Below are 16,123 nucleotides of genomic sequence, written 5' to 3' on the forward strand. Positions count from 1 at the left end.
CGGGATTGGGACGGGGCGGTCGAAAACCAGGGGAGCCGATCTATTTGCGACGGCACTTGATCGTGCTTGCCCTGGCAGTGGGTCTGCCCGTGGTGCTGTTGCAGCTCTACAAGATCTACGTGGGCCCAGTGAGCTTCGGTGCGCAGATGGGATTTGGAATTCTCGTCTCAATCTTCGCCGGTATCATCCTCTACTACACCTACAGATCATCGGCACAGAATCAGCCGTAGAAAGCGTCTGGTTCTTCCCCAGGGGATGATGTAGAAAGCAATTTTCTTGTTTCAGACCAGCGAGAAGTTCGCCACCTTCCCCACACCACCCACAGAGTATCAGAATAGACTGAGCTCACCTTAGTCCCAACACAGAAGATGAAAGGGCACCTCCCGCTGAATTGCCTGAAAGTCTGCGTGATTGGTCGTAATAACACTGGCCCCAATACTTCGGGCAGACAGGGCAATCAACACATCGAATGCCAGCTCGCGCACCTTGACGGCCTCATAGTGCTCGCGTCGCTTGAGTCGATTGAGGATTTCTGCGGCCTTCAGCCACTGTTGCTCAGTGGGCGTCAACACCTGGCACTGCCGACTCAATTCAAAGACAAACTTCCGTTCAGTAGCCGTTCGAACCCCCCGGAGTAATTCGTGGAGCACAACGGAAGAACAGCGGATAATGAAAGGAGATTGCAGCAAGCGAAACGTGAAGCGACCGGATCGGAAATTCTCAATGTAGATTGCGGTATCGAGCAGCGCGAACTTAGTGGTCTTCGTCGAATGCATCGGGCTTACCTACACCACTGTAGCGCTGAAGAATACGATCGTGCACAGCCTTTTCAGTGACCAAATCCAACGCGCGCTGCAGCGTTTCACTCGTCGTCTTGGCGCCGAGTGCTTTTTGGGCTCGCCGCAATTGCGTGGGATCTAGCCTGGCGGAAACTTGGATAAGTGCCATGTCTGACCTCTTGTCGGACAATGTACCAAATTCTGTCAGACATCGTCAAGGCGGTTACACCGTTCGCACTGGAGGCAGGTTGTGGGGGAATGAAAGGAACTGCCTTCTCAAGTCATACCGCAGCCGAGGCGTCACATCAAAATCAGGCCCAAAGGTGCGGCGCAGGGAAGAGAATACCGGCTGGCAATCATGTCTGAGCTGAGCAGTGAGAGCAGAACACACCGAATCGTTTCCATCATGCACGATACAAGATCCGACCCCAAGCTTAAAGAACTTGGGCAAAACCCAGGGGATATTTCAACCATTGAGGAGTGACTGCATTGGGACGGGGCGGTCGAAAACCAGGAGAGCCGATCTATTTGCGACGGCACTTGATCGTGCTTGCCCTGGCAGTGGGTCTGCCCGTGGTGCTGTTGCAGCTCTACAAGATCTACGTGGGCCCAGTGAGCTTCGGTGCGCAGATGGGATTTGGAATTCTCGTCTCAATCCTGGCCGGCATCGTCCTCTACTACACCTATCGATCATCCGCTCAGAACCAGCCGTAAGAGAAACTTGACTGTCGAATCGGCCCTCGGGATGCCCAAAGAAAACTTGGCTGCCTGCTTCAATTCCTTGTCTTATTGAGTTCTTAACCTTGTTGTTGCGCATAATTGTGCGTTATATTATACGCATCACTCAAACCCTGAGGTAACCCATGGCCGTAGCCTACAAGAAAGAAGAAATCCTCAGCGCATCTCGAGTCGCGCGCTCCTTTGGGAAAGTATTGACCGATCTGAAGGCTCAGCATCGGCGGCGGGTGGTCGTCCTCAAAAACAATCAAGTAGAAGCAGTGATTGTGCCGGTGGATGACTATGAAAAGATGGCAGAGGCGCTCGATCTCTTAGAGCACATGGAGATCCATAAAATTGTCACACGGCGGGCACGCAAGAAAGGGAAGAAACCCGTCCCACTGGAGGCGTTGCTGAAGGAGCAACGGCTTGCGGTATAGCGTCGTCCTGACTGCCTCAGCTGCCGAGGACTTCCGACATCTTGATGGATCGCTGAAAGAACCGGTTGCGAAGCAGCTCAAAAAACTCGAGACTTCACCACGCCTCGGCGAACATCTTGGCAATCGGGCAGGACTCGACCTCACCGGCTACTACAAACTCTACGCAGCGAAGAAATCCATCCGTATCGTGTATCGGATCATCGACCAAGAAGTCCTGGTGGAAGTCGTCGCCATTGGAAGGCGAGAATATCTCGCAGTCTATCAGGAAGCCCTCAAACGGTTACAACACCGGAAACGATAGGAAAGCTGTTCCTTCGAGACTTAATAGGGCGATCACGGTCTCTGCCTCATTGCCCAACCGCCTCTTGCATATCCACGGCCTCTCGCATCTATCACGCTCGGCCACATCATGTGGTAAGCACAGAAGGCGCTTTCCTGCAGGATTCAGGATCGACCCCAATTTCAATTCTTCCTTTCATGGCTCTCATATCGAGCAATGTGAGCTGAAAACTCTTGTAGCTCGTTAAGGCTGTCCGTGTCTGGTAGTGGAAAATCATCGCAGGGTAAGCCCTCCGTCATCGGGTATACAAGCGATTCGCAAGATCGCCGGGGCCAACGTGATAAACGAGACCGCTCGAACGTGGTTTCAACAGTGTAGTGCAATGTTGGGGCGAAGGCAGACCACCGGTCATCCAGGCACGACCTCTGTTCAGTATCTATGATCTCAATGTGCTCCAACTTCCTATTACTCCGTGTCAGCCACGCTGAGCGTAGCAGCTCCACTGCATCCTTACCCGAAGCTGGGGCGCCATACCCAAAGATCGTCAAAGTAAAAGCCTCTGCGAATAAGGCTTTAGCTGCGTCCCAGCTTCGACGGATATATAAACTACTCGAATAGTCCTTCCGCTCAATTGGATAGAGTAAAGGTACCTCTGTCAGTGTCTTGAGGCAATCTGGACAGTGTTCGCCTCGAGCACCCCAGCGGTCGTTGGTCAGGCACATTCCGATACGGACATTGCCATGGAGAAAGAAAATTTCTGGCAGAGGTACCGCGACGCGGTTTCTCTGATAAGCGTCGAATAGGAACGGGTCCCAGTTGAATGTAAATACGGCGTCTGTTGGTCTTAGTGAGACCAGAAGACGGTCATAGAGAGTTGCCTGGCTTGGAAGCGAGAGCGCAGCAAAATAGGCGTCGATGCACCGTTCGATTTCTCTTATCAGCTTCGAGGGAGAACGCTCCAAGGCTAACCGGCCATAGATGGCCTCAAAGTTCGTTTCCTTCTCATACGTTCGACCCGCTTTCTCAACCAACGACTGCAATCCGACGATTTCAACCAGGTCAGTCATTAACGGTATCCGCCGGCCAGCGGCGTCGCCGCTCGGAAATGCCGCCCGGCTCGCGCCTGCGCCCAGTAGCACAACATGGGGGCCGAGGTCTCGGGGACCTTCTATCAGCTGCTGACTTGTCACAAACATCGGTGATACTGATTGTCGTTGACCCGCAGGAACTCTGGTGAAGCCCAACGTTCTAACTCAGAAGCGTAGTGCTGGCCTGTCTGCGGAGAGTTCCTCGTGAACGATTGGTTGGGCCTTTAAAACCCAGGAGCACTTTTCGATCTTTCCTTTTCAAGCAACGATATTGCTAGCTGCGCTTGGTCTTTCCATTCCTTCGCCTGTGCTTCATTGAAAGAATTTTTCGCCCTCAAATCTTTAACTTCCGACTCAAGGCCATTGACATAGAGAAAGGTGGCAATCCCACTTAGGCTAGCCAAGGCGACACCAGTAACGCCAACAATCTTTTCCAAGATACCATATGATTGGATCCAGCCTACCCAGACAAGAAGCGTAGCTCCCCAAAGGTACATCAATCCGAGGCCAATCAAGCCCGCGTAACGCTCTGGAATGAGTTGACTCATTTCTGTGTCCTTCTATATGGCCCAACAATTTTTAAATGCACTTTCAAGATCGACCAACGATTGAGGACCAGAGTACGATTTTGAGAAATGGTTGCGCCATTTAGAAATCCGTAAAGACACTACCTCGTTTTGTTCTGCCTCGTATCATCAGGATCCTACATGAATATACAAGAGTGTAATATTGAGAGAACGGCTTTCTTCATTTGAAGCTGATGGTCAAATCAGCCCGCGCTTCTGCAGGTAGTCTGTATCGATGCTGATAGTGGGTTTCGGCAGCTGGCCACGTTCTTGGAGCAGACGCTCGACGTACTTGCCGATGAGGTCGGATTCAAGATTCACAGTATCGTTCACCTGCTTAAGGCCCAGTATCGTCACCTTCGCCGTGTGCGGAATGATGGCGACGCTGAACCCATGCTCGGTCACCGCATTGATCGTGAGACTGATGCCATCGACGGTAATGGAGCCCTTTGTGACGCAATAGCGCAGGATCTCCGGAGGCGCTCCGATGGTGAACACGATGGCATTGCTGTCCTGCTGCCGGCTGCGAATGACACCCACCCCATCCACATGACCGGCCACCAGATGCCCGCCGATGCGTTCGTTGAGCTTCATGGCCCGTTCGAGATTGACCGGCATGCCCACGGCGAAGCCGCCGAGCGTCGACACCGAGAGTGTTTCAGGCGAGACTTCTACGGAGAAATCGCGCTCGCTTCTCGAGACGACCGTGAGACAGATTCCATTCACGCTCACGCTGTCACCGATCTTCAGGTCGTCCATCACGGTCGAGGCCAGAATCGTGAGCCTGGCTCCCGCAAGCGTTTTCCTCAGGACAGTCACAGCGCCCATTTCTTCAACAATGCCAGAGAACATACAAAAGCCCTCGGATGATGGCCGCCGGTCATGAACCGTACATCAATGACTCCAGCGACCGAAAAAGTTTTCGCGGTCCCATTATAGCGACTTCGTCCTAATTCTTCCTCATGGCCAACCAGAAAACAACAGCTGCGGCAAGCTGCATACCGGCAATGACCATAAAGGCACTGCCATAACTCATTCGCGCGATCAGCAACCCAGCCAAGAGCGGTCCGCTTGCATGCCCGATATCCATGATTGTCCCTTGCATACCCATACCAGCCCCCAGCCTCTTAAACTCGGAACTGTCCGCCACAAGAGCTGAGGAGGACGATGAAACCACGGCTTCACCGAAGCCGAATCCCGCAGACAGCAGGAGCAAGACGGGAAACATCGCTACGTGCGGGATACAAACAAAGGTTCCAGCGCAAATGATGAGGCCAAGGATAATCAGCGGCTGGCGACCGACTCGATCTGAAATCCGTCCCATAATCGGCTTGGCAAAGAACGACGTGCCGGCTTGGACAGAAAACAACAGACCAACTTCACTAGGGTTCAATCCTGCTGAGACTCCGTACAGCGGCAAAAACGCCATCAAGGCTCCGTTCGCGATCATCTTGGCGGCATCGGTCATGCTGGTGATCAGGACTTTGTTATTTTTGGCGACAGCGGCAAACCCCTTCCACATTTCGGACAGCACCACCGCCGTCCCCTGTTCCTTCCTCTGCGGCACTGCGACGTTGAGATGAAGGCTATAGAACAACACCATGCCGATGCAGCCAAAGACGCCGGCTGTGACAAACGCCGTGGAGAACCCTGCCGCATGGACGAGATACCCGCCGAGAAAGGGGCCCAAGAGCGAACCGGACTGCGTGCAGGCCGTATAGGTCCCCAGCGCCGCGCCGCGCCGTTCCCGATAGAGCTCCGCGACGGTGGCGAGGGCGCTTGGAGCGAAGATGGCTGTCGCGAAGCCATGAAGAAACCGTAGCGCCGTCAGCGCGTCCAGGTTCGTAATGAAGGGATAGAGAAACGGCGGCAAGCCGAACGCCACCACGCCGATCCGCAGCAACAAGCGCCTTCCATAGATATCGGAGAGCGCGCCGGAAGGCAGCTTCAGCAAGACGCCTGTTAAGGTTGACACGGATACGATCAGACCGATCCGTTCCGGGCTCGCGCCGAGCGATTCAGCGAATAAGGAGAGGGCGGGCATCCGCACCATGTTGTAACTGATGAAGGAAAAGATGCCGACTGTGCAGATTAGAGCGAAACTACGTGATGTCGTCATGGGAAGGATCTGTTGTGTGGAAGCACCTTGTCAGTGTCTGGGTCAGTGCTCAGCGCATGTTTCAGGAAGGCCACCTGCGCTTCAGGTAACGACGGTGGCTTCGCTGCTTCAGATAACACCCGCTGAGAGTCTTGCCTCATCGCAACACCCAATCGATTGACGGTCTCGACTCCCCTTTGCAATCGGCTTGTGACAATCTTGTCAACCAGTGGATGGAGAAGAGACACCACCCCAGAGAGAAACCAATTGTCCAATTTGGTGTAGGCAACCAAGGTGCTGTCCGTCGCTTCATTGCCGCTCGCATCTCGCATCGCACTGATCCTGAGAAAGACGACCGCTTTTCCCGTCACATGAGGAAGTACCCGGCTTTCATGAGTCCCCTCAAGAAAGTAAATACGCGATGCGGGATCTTCGTACACCAGCTCAACAATCCCTTTCGTCCCATCGCCGTCATCGCCCCAGAATCGGCCTGGGCCTCGTGACTCCGACTGGTACCGGCCGAGATTGAGTCGCCGCATCAATGCAGCAGTAAATGGAGGGTGATCCAGGAGATGCTGATACATCGCTTCAGATAAGGCGGCTCGAATAGGCCCTACTTTGCTCTCCGTCGTATGGCCCTGAACAATGGGTTGTAGCCTGCAAGTCCAGGCCGGATCCACTCGTTCAACAGGAAATGTCAGCCCAGCATGATCACGCAATAAGGAACACGATTCGGTCCTCCCCTGCTCAGGAGAGAGGCACAGTCCCACTCCGAGTCCAGCGATCACTATTCCAATGAGATATCGTTGTGTGACCCGCCACACGGAGCTCATGGGGTGAGCTTTTCAACGGCTATGGTGAGATGGACGGAAAAAAGCTGTTGAGGATCCCCTCGTAGCCTGGCCTGCCGTAATAACGTTTCAACCGACGGCGACACAACGCCACTGAATGAGAGACGCCCATTGGTGACAACCATGAGCGGCTTGGAGAAGTCGATGAGTTGATTATTCAAGAACAGGCTGTACCGTTGGACCCGATCAGCAGTGACCTCAATCCGATTGGTTTCTACGATCGCTGCGTCTACCTTGGCATATTCCCGACGCTTAATTCGTTCATCTCGCTTGTCGACCAAGTCCTGCGAGAACGCTGCGATTGGGTCAGTCGAGTCGATCCGAATCCAGCTGAAGGATTGAAAGTGGCTGGCATCGCGCACGACGGTCAGTTTTGTAGATAATGGCTCGCGGCGCTGGCTATCAAACCAGGCGATCAGATCAGGCAGCTCTTCTTTTGGAAAATAGTGACCTCCTGCGATGGGATGCTCGCGCTCATGTTCGCGGTACACGTGCGGATAGCCGAGTGTCTCCAACTCCCGGACGATCGACCGGCTCAGCTTCACAGGCATCACCTGATCTTTCGCTCCATGGATGATATACATAGGCGTATTGCGAAGATTCCCCAAGAACGGCAGTAACACATCATCCAATCCGCTGGCCATTGGCGCAAGGCCGGCAAACAGCGGCGCATGATGCATCCCGATCACCCACGCTCCGATCCCTCCATTCGACATGCCTGTGAGAAAGATCCGATTCGGATCGATATGGTACTGCCGTCGGACTTCCCGGATCGTTTCCAAGACCAACTCCTCGGCAGGTCTAGTAAACCACGCGCCGGACGGGTAGGTCGGACAGGCCAATAGATAGCCCTCGCCCAACCTCGCTCGCCACCGCTCCAAATACTCTTCACCAGTAAAACCATATCCATGCAGACACACAATGAGGGCATAGCTCTTGGAAGTCTGATACGACGCGGGAATAGACAAAGACAGCGGGTAGGTTCGCCCACGAACGATGATCTGTTCACGAGGAAGAATCTCGACGGGTTGACGTTGGTACGCTCCATCCCTCTTGATGATCTGAGAAACTACTTCGACTGAAGCCTTGTCATCAGCCAGGATAGCCTGCAAGAGACGTTCAGCTTCGTTCGCCTCACCCGTATCCAGAAATCGATAGACGAGTGAATCGAGACTCTCGCTCGGTTGAACCGACGATTCCGCAAAGCCGAGCGCACCATTGCCTGCCAAGAGCACCGACAGGATGATAGTCCATAGCCAGAGGATCACAAATCTCCTTCCACCACAACATCATGACCGACGGACCTGGTCACGACATGTCGTAATGCTATCGCACCGGCCAGTCGTGCTGGACTCGCTCCCCCAATAAGCCCTTTGGCATTCTGTCCGCCGAGCAGTCGTGGCGCCATATAGAGGCGAATGTGATCAACCAGCTTTGCCTTCAACATCGCTGCATTGACCTCGCTCCCCCCTTCCACGAGGAGGGACATAATACCGCGCCGACCGAGCTCCCTGAGCAGAGCGGATAATGAAACATGGCCCTGCAGAGCGGGCAAGGTGAGAATCTCGATACCTTTCTTTTGCAGGGCCGATCGTCGAGCTGCCGGAGCTGCAGCCGTTGTGACAATGATCGTCTTAGCCTTGTCCTGTTGCGCCAAGACCTGTGCCTTGAGGGGAGTACGCAAGCGACTATCGACCACAATGCGAAGAGGCTGTTGCAATGCTAGTTTTTCAAGTCGCCGTCCCGTTCTCGTAGTCAACGAGGGATTATCCGCCAGAACCGTTCCGACTCCAATCAAAACGGCGTCCACACTGCCGCGAAGTTGATGGACTTCCCGGCGGGACGCCGTACTTGTAATCCATCGTGACTCCCCTGTTGCCGTGGCCAGTTTTCCGTCAAGCGTCATTCCCGCCTTGAGTGTCACATAGGGACGGCTCGTTTTCATCCAGTGGCAGTAGGCTTTGTTGAGTTCCTCCGCCTCTCTCTGAGCAACCCCAACCGTGACTGAGAGCCCCGCTCGCCGAAGCGCGGCAGCTCCTTTTCCCTTTACGGAGGGATTCGGATCCTGCATCGCAATCACCACACGGCGGACACCAGAGTGAAGAATTTCAGGGACACAAGGCGGAGTACGTTTTTTGAGATGGCAGCACGGTTCCAGCGTCACATAGAGCGTGCCGCCTCGTGCCTGCTTTCCTGCCTGCCGGAGTGCGAGAATTTCTGCGTGTGGAGTTCCGGGTCGGAGGTGAAACCCCTGCCCGATGATTCTGCCTTGACGAACCACGACGGCTCCAACCATCGGATTCGGACTTGTCGTTCCCTGGCCCTTCGCCGCGAGACGAAGCGCCAGGGTCATATAGTGGAGATCTTGTGTGCGGTCCGTCACCGTTTCTTGCGGCTGCCTGAAGGCGTCTTGGGCGCCGGCTTGGTCCGCTTCACAGACTTAGATACCTTCGATACCTTCGCGGATTTCACCGTTTTGACACGCGCCGTCACGGCTTTCTTGGGTGCTGCTGGTGGCCTGGCATCCGCTTCGGCGATCGCCGCCTGTGCCGCCGCCAGCCGCGCAATAGCCACACGGTAGGGCGAACAACTCACATAGTCCAACCCGAGCTGATGGCAAAACTCGACGGATCGTGGATCGCCGCCGTGTTCGCCGCAGATGCCGAGCTTGATCCCCGGCCGTGACGTCCGCCCTCCTGCGATGGCCGTCTTCATCAACGACCCCACACCTTCCCGGTCGAGCGTGGCGAATGGATCCGCGTCCATGATCTTCACCGTTCGATAGTGGTCGATGAACTTCGCGGCGTCATCGCGGGAAAATCCAAAGGTCGTCTGAGTCAGATCGTTCGTCCCGAACGAGAAGAACTCGGCCTCTTCGGCAATCCGTTCGGCGGTCACGGCTGCGCGCGGCAATTCGATCATCGTCCCGACAAGATACGAGAGCTTCACGTTATAGCGCTTCATGGTCTCTTGCGCGACTTCGCGGATGAGATCCTTCTGCGACTTCATTTCCGCCACCATGCCTACCAGCGGAATCATGATCTCCGGAACAATCTTCTTGCCTTCCTTCGCCAACTCACAAGCCGCCTCGATAATGGCGCGCGCCTGCATCCGCGTGATCTCGGGCATCGTAATACCCAGCCGGCACCCGCGCAGCCCCAGCATCGGATTGAATTCATGCAACTCTTCGACACGCGCCAGCAACCGACGCTGCTCTTCCAGTTTGGCGCCATCCTCGCCGGTCAACTCAAGCTGGGCGATCTCCACCATCAACTCTTCACGCTTCGGCAAAAACTCATGCAACGGCGGATCGAGCAGGCGAATGGTGACCGGAAACCCCTCCATCTCACGATACAGCCCGATGAAGTCCTGCTTCTGCAAGGGCAACAGCTGCTCCAGATACTTTTCCCGATCCTCTTTCGTCCTAGCCAGAATCATCTTCTGCATGATCGGAATACGGTCCTCAGCAAAGAACATATGCTCCGTGCGGCAGAGCCCGATGCCCTCGGCGCCGAACCCTCTGGCAATCTTGGCTTGGTCGGGCACATCGGCATTCGCCCGCACTTTCATCGTCCGCACACTGTCCGCCCATGAGAGGATGGTGGAGAAGAGCTGATATTTTTGCGACTTCTTCGCATCCAGCTTCCCCTGCACCACCTGAATGATCTCAGATTCCATGACGGGAATGTCGCCGTCGTACACATTCCCAGTCGATCCGTTCACAGACAGATAGTCGCCTTCCCGAAACACTTTCGACCCGATCCGCACCGATTGGGCATCGATGACTTCCACCGCTTCACACCCGGCCACGCACACTTTGCCCATCTGTCGCGCTACCACCGCCGCATGGGACGTCATCCCGCCTCGCGCCGTCACAAACCCAGACGCGGCGTTCATGCCATGGATATCATCGGGGCTGGTTTCGTCACGAACCAGCACCACCCGCTGCCCCGCTGCCTTCATCTCAACGGCTCGATCCGGCGTCAGGGCGACCTTTCCAGCCGCTGCTCCAGGTCCGGCCGGCAATCCCTTGCCTAATGGGGTTGAACCCGCTTCAGATTGGGTATCGAAGATCGGATAGAGATACTGCGCAAGCTGATCCGGACCGACCCGCTGCACCGCCTCGCGCTTGGTGATCAAGCCTTCATTGACCATTTCAACGGCAATACGCACGGCAGAAATACCGGTGCGTTTCCCGACACGCGTCTGCAACATATAGAGCGTGCCTTCCTGGATCGTGAATTCCAGGTCGAGCATGTCGCGGTAATGTTTTTCCAATCGCTTGTAGGTGTGTTCAAGTTCTTTATAGGCGGGAGGCACGGTCCGAGCCAACTCCGTAACCGGCAGCGGCGTCCGAATTCCGGCAACCACATCCTCGCCTTGCGCGTTCATCAAACACTCGCCGAAAAACTTCCGCTCACCCGTATTGGGATCGCGCGTAAACGCCACCCCGGTACCGCTGGTGTCGCCCATGTTCCCGAACACCATGGCCACAACGTTGATTGCCGTCCCCCAGTGATCCGGGATACTGTTCAGCCGGCGGTAAGTGATCGCGCGCGCGCCATTCCAAGATGAAAACACCGCGTCGATCGCCAGCTTCAACTGCGCATTCGGATCATCAGGAAAGGTCGTGCCCGTTTCTTCCCTGACCAACGATTTGAACCGTTCCACGAGATCGCGCAGCGCGCGCGCATCAAGCTGTGTCTCGTGTTTCACGCCCATTTCTTCTTTCTTGAGATTTAGAATCGCTTCGAAGTGTTCGCGTGGCACACCCATCACGATACTACCGAACATCGCCACAAATCGCCGATAGCTATCCTGAGCGAACCGGTCATTTCTGGTCTTGACCGCCAACCCTTCCACGGTCTTCGTAGTGAGACCGACGTTCAGTACCGTGTCCATCATGCCAGGCATCGAGGCCCGAGCCCCGGATCGGACTGAAACCAGCAACGGCCGTTCAGGATTCCCAAACCCCATTCCCATTGAGCGCTCGACACGTTTGAGTGCCTGCAAGGTGGCGTCCCACATGCCGGGTGGATACTTCTTACCGATTTTGTAATATTCGATGCAGGCTTCTGTCGAAATCGTAAAACCCGGTGGGACCGAGATCCCCAGATTGGTCATCTCAGCCAATCCTGCGCCCTTGCCCCCCAGCAGCTCCTTCATGTTCGACGTACCCTCGGCCTTGCCATCGCCGAAATAGTAGACGTATTTTTTTGCCACGTGACTTCTCCTTCTCGGAAGAGTGCGTATCAATGAACAGGCGACGCACGACGACCGTCGGTTGATTCCAGACGGAGCCGATAGCGATTCACCAAGAACCACTTCGCCCATACGCCACCGATGATAATAACGGCGACAAACAGCATCAGTATCAATAACCGGTAGTCAGCTTGAATACCTTGATCGACGTAGTATTGGCCGTCAGGCCCCTTTTTGAGTTTCGTGTCGGGCTGAAGAGAATGGGTCGTTCCACTCGGGTCGGAGAGATTCAGCCATTCCGAACAGAGTCGAACGGGTTCATTCGCTCCAGGCATTGATTGCCACGTGATTCGAAGGCACACGTCCTGCTTCGCGTTGAAGAAATCGGGCGTCTTCATCAAATCGTCCAGATTGATGCCGCTGAGCGCGAACCCGCCGAGAAGAATAGCATTGCAGAGCACCATCAGAACCAGTGAGACGGCAAGAGAAAATCGTCGGATCTTGTCCGCCCGACGGCACTCGTCCGTCATCGGCTGATCCATGGCGACTCCAGATAGTTCCGATCCTCGCGAGAGACAGTCCGTGTTCCGTCCGAGTCGACCTATCGCCCTTCGACCACAACCTGGGAAAAGTCGGCGAATGACATGAACAACTCATCGACCTCTTTGAGCAATGTCAGCCGATTGCTGCGGATCGCCTGATCGTCTGCGTTGACCATCACAGCGTCGAAAAATGCATCAATGACCGGCCTCAGCCCTACCAAGGCATTCAATGCCTCGTGATAGTCCCCCATCGACAGGGCGAACCCCATCTTCGCTCCTTCTTCGGCGACTGCCTGATGAAGCGCCGATTCTGAGGGATGCTGAAACTTCGCCGCATCGACCGGCTGGCGAACCCACTGCTCTTTTTCCACCAACCGATGCGCCCGCTTGAAACCGACGATCAACGGATCGAACTCCGGCTTTCTCGTCACGGCTTCAAGCGCGTTCATCTTCTGCACAAGGTCGCCAAGATCCACCGACGTATCATAGGCTGACTTCAACACCGAGTCGATGACGTCGTCACGCAGACCCCGCACGATCCGGACATAGTGCCGAACTCGCTCAAAGACAAACTCCGTGATTTGCCGGAGGCCTTCCCGCTCAAATCCGGATACATTCTTAAACCCATCGTTCGATACACCGTTCATCGCCTGACTGATGTACGTCCCCAGATTGACTCGAAGCTGCCCTTCAAGGAGAACCCGGACAATCGCGGTCGCATGCCGCCGCAACGCAAACGGATCTTCCGAGCCGGTCGGCACCATGCCGACATGGAAAAACGCAGCGATGGTATCGAGCCGGTCGGCCAAAGACAGGACTTGCCCCGCCACCGTTTTGGGCAACTCCCCTTCAATCGCGCGTGGAAGATACTGTTCTCGAACCGCCTGGCTCACGGCCTCCAATTCACCATCATGCTTCGCATACTCGCCCCCCATCACACCCTGTAGTTCAGGAAACTCACCGACAACCCCGGTCAGCAGATCAGCTTTTGCGAGCGATGCCGCACGGATGCAGGTCTGACGAAGTTCTTCGTCCTCCGGAGATAGATGGGCCGCAAGCGCTTCCGCGAGTTTCTTGACTCGCTCCTGCTTCTGCGCCATCGTACCGAGCTTGTGATGGAAGGTGACGCCCGTGAGTTTCCGCCCCCGTTCCTCCAGTGTGACTTTCCGATCTTCGTCAAAAAAGAACTTCGCATCCGCCAACCGCGCCGCCAGCACCCGCTCGTTCCCCGCTCGAATGAGCGCCATGTTTTTGGGTTCATTGTTGGCAATCGCAATAAAATTTGGCGCCAGATTGCCAGACTTCTTATCTCTGGCCGAGAAGAACCCCTGGTGTTCTTTCATCGACGTGATGAGAATTTCAGAAGGAACCGCTAAGTACTCCGGTTTGAAGCGGCCAAGGACGGCACAGGGCCACTCCGTGGTATACACCGCCTCATCGAGCAAGGTGTCATCTGCATTCAATCCAACACCAGCCTTGACACAGAGCCGGTCGATTTGTTGCTGAATCGCCGTTCGGCGGCGGTCGGGATCAAGCATCACCCCTCGCTTTTCAAGACCCTTGCTATAGGTCTTGAAATCCCTCACGGTGATGGGCTTTTTGCCACCCATCACGCGATGACCGGACGTCCGATTCCCGGCATGGATCCCGGCGATCTGTACCGGCACGACCTTGCCCCCGAATAGTGCCACGATCCATCGAACCGGCCTGGCGAAGCGTACGCCCGTGTCGTTCCACTTCATGGCCTTCGGGAAAGACAGCGTTTCGAAAAGGTGAGGCAGCAACTCCGGAAGAAGGATTGCGGTCTTGCGTCCGGCATCGCGCTTGACCGCGAACAGATACTCGCCCTTCGGCGTGCTCCGTATCTCCAGACCTTCGACCGGTACACCTTGTCCAGCGGCAAATCCTATCGCCGCTTTTGTGGGTTGGCCAGCCTGGTCGAAGGCCACCATTTTCGATGGTCCCATCGTTTCTTTGACCACCGCAGTTTGGTGCGCAAGCAACTCGTCCACGATCACGACAAGCCGTCGAGGCGTCCCATAGGTCTTGATGGACCCGCACGACAACCGGGCATCCTGAAAGAGGCGGGTGGCTGATTCTCGAAGGGCCGTCAGGGCCGGCGCGACACATTCAAACGGCAGCTCTTCCATGCCAATTTCGAACAACAGCTCGGCGGTAGGATTGGAACGACGAGTTGTGTGTTGACGGGGTTTCTTTTTCACGACCAGGCGCTTCATCGATGTGCGACCTGCGTCTTCATCAGTGGATGTCCCATCGCGACTCGCTCATCGCGATAGCGCTCGGCACATTGCCTGGCCAGTGCCCGCACCCGCGCAATGTACCCCGTTCGTTCAGCCACACTGATCGCCCCACGGGCATCGAGGAGGTTGAACAGATGAGATGATTTGATGCAGAAGTCATAGGCCGGCAGCGTCAAACGCCGGTCGGTCTGCGCGAGCAATCGCTTACATTCCGCTTCGTTCGCCTGGAAGCCCTGCATGAGCATCGTGACGTCCGCTTCCTCGAAATTGTAGCGCGACCCCTGCACCTCGGTTTCGTGATGAATGTCTCGATACGACACCGTGTCAGTCCAAGCAAGATCAAAGACGTTATCTACTCCCTGCAGATACATCGCAATACGCTCTGTCCCGTAGGTGATTTCGCCTGTGATCGGGCTGAGTTCAATTCCGCCAATCTCCTGAAAGTACGTAAACTGGGTGATCTCCATCCCATCCAGTCTCACTTCCCATCCCAGTCCCCACGCCCCCAGCGTCGGAGACTCCCAGTCATCTTGGATGAAGCGAATATCGTGCTCCTTGGGATTGATCCCCAGCCGTGCCAGACTTTCTAGATACAGCTCTTGAATATTATCCGGTGACGGCTTCAGCACAACTTGGTACTGATAATAATGCTGAAGGCGGTTGGGGTTTTCCCCATAGCGGCCATCCGTAGGGCGTCGGCATGGCTGCACATAGGCCGCCCGCCATGGCTCAGGTCCGAGTGCGCGCAGAAACGTGGCCGGATGAAAGGTCCCCGCGCCCATTTCCATGTCATAGGGTTGATGAATCACACAGCCGTGATCGGCCCAGAAGCGATGGAGGGTCAGAATAAGTTCTTGAAACGTCACAGAGCCCACAGCCTAATCGGGAGAGACGATTCGATGTTGACGCTAGATAACGTCCCAAGCTAGCAAGAATGCTTTTGCCCTGTCAAGGAACAAGCCCTCTAGATCAATCACTTGCAGATTCGTGAGCTGCGAAAGGCACAGGCAAGTTTAGAACATACTCTAGATCGTCTCTTAACCCTCGATCACCGTAGAAGATGCTCGGTTATCGGGCAGCGCAGTCCCCTTCGCACCAGCACCACCATGCGCACTAGAGAAGAGAAGGTCTGGATAATTCCTGAATTCGATTAACCGGAGCACAAACCACAGGCACTCTTGCTGATTGTTGTCTGAGGCTTTGGATGAATTAGACCTTCCCTAACTGTATCTTTTCTGATCCACGTCAGTATCTGATCAGATACAACGGCCCATAATGATTATTGGGATTCTTGTGCAA

The 16,123-nt window shown here is 55.2% G+C and carries 17 protein-coding genes; 4 read left to right on the plus strand and 13 right to left on the minus strand.

What is annotated here, in order from left to right:
• Positions 1–5: 5 nt before the first annotated feature.
• Positions 6–230, plus strand: a complete 225-nt coding sequence (locus tag E8D52_17735; protein TKB66202.1) for a hypothetical protein — start codon at positions 6–8, stop codon at positions 228–230.
• Between the two features lie 120 nt (positions 231–350).
• On the opposite strand, the gene E8D52_17740 is transcribed toward E8D52_17735, so the two are convergent.
• Positions 351–776, minus strand: coding sequence for a PIN domain nuclease (locus E8D52_17740; GenBank protein ID TKB66203.1), 426 nt, complete (start codon positions 774–776; stop codon positions 351–353).
• Positions 754–948, minus strand: coding sequence for a hypothetical protein (locus E8D52_17745; GenBank protein ID TKB66204.1), 195 nt, complete (start codon positions 946–948; stop codon positions 754–756). The genes E8D52_17740 and E8D52_17745 overlap by 23 nt, the downstream gene beginning before the upstream one ends.
• 320 nt (positions 949–1,268) lie before the next feature.
• Here E8D52_17745 and E8D52_17750 point away from each other — a divergent pair, with 320 nt between their 5' ends.
• From E8D52_17750 to E8D52_17760, 3 genes are all read left to right on the plus strand, one after another.
• Positions 1,269–1,493, plus strand: a complete 225-nt coding sequence (locus E8D52_17750) for a hypothetical protein (GenBank protein ID TKB66205.1) — start codon at positions 1,269–1,271, stop codon at positions 1,491–1,493.
• A gap of 149 nt (positions 1,494–1,642) precedes the next feature.
• Positions 1,643–1,936 carry a type II toxin-antitoxin system Phd/YefM family antitoxin gene (locus tag E8D52_17755; GenBank protein ID TKB66206.1) on the plus strand — a complete coding sequence of 98 codons (294 nt, stop codon included), beginning with the start codon at positions 1,643–1,645 and terminating at the stop codon, positions 1,934–1,936.
• Positions 1,926–2,237 carry an addiction module toxin RelE gene (locus E8D52_17760; GenBank protein TKB66207.1) on the plus strand — a complete coding sequence of 104 codons (312 nt, stop codon included), beginning with the start codon at positions 1,926–1,928 and terminating at the stop codon, positions 2,235–2,237. Before E8D52_17755 ends, E8D52_17760 begins: the two co-directional genes overlap by 11 nt.
• A 161-nt stretch (positions 2,238–2,398) precedes the next feature.
• On the opposite strand, the gene E8D52_17765 is transcribed toward E8D52_17760, so the two are convergent.
• The 11 genes from E8D52_17765 to E8D52_17815 form a co-directional block, all read right to left on the minus strand.
• The gene (locus E8D52_17765; GenBank protein ID TKB66208.1) at positions 2,399–3,412 is read right to left on the minus strand and encodes a hypothetical protein; all 1,014 of its coding nucleotides are present in this window, start codon (positions 3,410–3,412) and stop codon (positions 2,399–2,401) included.
• A gap of 116 nt (positions 3,413–3,528) precedes the next feature.
• Entirely contained in the window at positions 3,529–3,852 is a 324-nt protein-coding gene (locus E8D52_17770) for a hypothetical protein (GenBank protein TKB66209.1), read from the minus strand.
• Between the two features lie 216 nt (positions 3,853–4,068).
• Entirely contained in the window at positions 4,069–4,722 is a 654-nt protein-coding gene (locus tag E8D52_17775; GenBank protein TKB66210.1) for a riboflavin synthase, read from the minus strand.
• A 97-nt stretch (positions 4,723–4,819) separates the two neighbouring features.
• On the minus strand, positions 4,820–5,989 hold the full coding sequence (locus tag E8D52_17780) for an MFS transporter (GenBank protein ID TKB66211.1): 1,170 nt from the start codon (positions 5,987–5,989) through the stop codon (positions 4,820–4,822).
• The gene (locus E8D52_17785) at positions 5,986–6,801 is read right to left on the minus strand and encodes a hypothetical protein (protein ID TKB66212.1); all 816 of its coding nucleotides are present in this window, start codon (positions 6,799–6,801) and stop codon (positions 5,986–5,988) included. The genes E8D52_17780 and E8D52_17785 overlap by 4 nt, the downstream gene beginning before the upstream one ends.
• Positions 6,798–8,087 carry a hypothetical protein gene (locus E8D52_17790; GenBank protein TKB66213.1) on the minus strand — a complete coding sequence of 430 codons (1,290 nt, stop codon included), beginning with the start codon at positions 8,085–8,087 and terminating at the stop codon, positions 6,798–6,800. Before E8D52_17790 ends, E8D52_17785 begins: the two co-directional genes overlap by 4 nt.
• On the minus strand, positions 8,084–9,172 hold the full coding sequence (gene ribD, locus E8D52_17795; protein TKB66394.1) for a bifunctional diaminohydroxyphosphoribosylaminopyrimidine deaminase/5-amino-6-(5-phosphoribosylamino)uracil reductase RibD: 1,089 nt from the start codon (positions 9,170–9,172) through the stop codon (positions 8,084–8,086). Before ribD ends, E8D52_17790 begins: the two co-directional genes overlap by 4 nt.
• A gap of 26 nt (positions 9,173–9,198) precedes the next feature.
• Positions 9,199–12,042 (minus strand): pyruvate, phosphate dikinase, encoded by a 2,844-nt coding sequence (locus tag E8D52_17800; GenBank protein TKB66214.1) that lies wholly within the window; start codon positions 12,040–12,042, stop codon positions 9,199–9,201.
• A 29-nt stretch (positions 12,043–12,071) separates the two neighbouring features.
• A complete protein-coding gene (locus tag E8D52_17805; GenBank protein ID TKB66215.1) occupies positions 12,072–12,563 on the minus strand; it encodes a hypothetical protein in 492 nt (163 codons plus the stop codon).
• Positions 12,564–12,622: 59 nt separating this feature from the next.
• Positions 12,623–14,800, minus strand: a complete 2,178-nt coding sequence (locus E8D52_17810; protein TKB66216.1) for a glycine--tRNA ligase subunit beta — start codon at positions 14,798–14,800, stop codon at positions 12,623–12,625.
• Positions 14,797–15,690 carry a glycine--tRNA ligase subunit alpha gene (locus tag E8D52_17815; protein ID TKB66217.1) on the minus strand — a complete coding sequence of 298 codons (894 nt, stop codon included), beginning with the start codon at positions 15,688–15,690 and terminating at the stop codon, positions 14,797–14,799. The genes E8D52_17810 and E8D52_17815 overlap by 4 nt, the downstream gene beginning before the upstream one ends.
• Between the last annotated feature and the right edge of the window lie 433 nt (positions 15,691–16,123).

The organism is Nitrospira sp. (genome assembly GCA_005116745.1).
Classification (GTDB): domain Bacteria; phylum Nitrospirota; class Nitrospiria; order Nitrospirales; family Nitrospiraceae; genus Nitrospira_D.

What these genes read in the sequence shown, in the direction of transcription:
- E8D52_17740 (TKB66203.1), bottom strand. Translation starts at nt 776, where the DNA reads ATGCATTCGACGAAGACCACTAAGTTCGCGCTGCTCGATACCGCAATC.
- E8D52_17745 (TKB66204.1), bottom strand. Translation starts at nt 948, where the DNA reads ATGGCACTTATCCAAGTTTCCGCCAGGCTAGATCCCACGCAATTGCGG.
- E8D52_17755 (TKB66206.1), top strand. Translation starts at nt 1,643, where the DNA reads ATGGCCGTAGCCTACAAGAAAGAAGAAATCCTCAGCGCATCTCGAGTC.
- E8D52_17765 (TKB66208.1), bottom strand. Translation starts at nt 3,412, where the DNA reads ATGTTTGTGACAAGTCAGCAGCTGATAGAAGGTCCCCGAGACCTCGGC.
- E8D52_17770 (TKB66209.1), bottom strand. Translation starts at nt 3,852, where the DNA reads ATGAGTCAACTCATTCCAGAGCGTTACGCGGGCTTGATTGGCCTCGGA.
- E8D52_17775 (TKB66210.1), bottom strand. Translation starts at nt 4,722, where the DNA reads ATGTTCTCTGGCATTGTTGAAGAAATGGGCGCTGTGACTGTCCTGAGG.
- E8D52_17780 (TKB66211.1), bottom strand. Translation starts at nt 5,989, where the DNA reads ATGACGACATCACGTAGTTTCGCTCTAATCTGCACAGTCGGCATCTTT.
- E8D52_17785 (TKB66212.1), bottom strand. Translation starts at nt 6,801, where the DNA reads ATGAGCTCCGTGTGGCGGGTCACACAACGATATCTCATTGGAATAGTG.
- ribD (TKB66394.1), bottom strand. Translation starts at nt 9,172, where the DNA reads ATGACCCTGGCGCTTCGTCTCGCGGCGAAGGGCCAGGGAACGACAAGT.
- E8D52_17805 (TKB66215.1), bottom strand. Translation starts at nt 12,563, where the DNA reads ATGGATCAGCCGATGACGGACGAGTGCCGTCGGGCGGACAAGATCCGA.
- E8D52_17810 (TKB66216.1), bottom strand. Translation starts at nt 14,800, where the DNA reads ATGAAGCGCCTGGTCGTGAAAAAGAAACCCCGTCAACACACAACTCGT.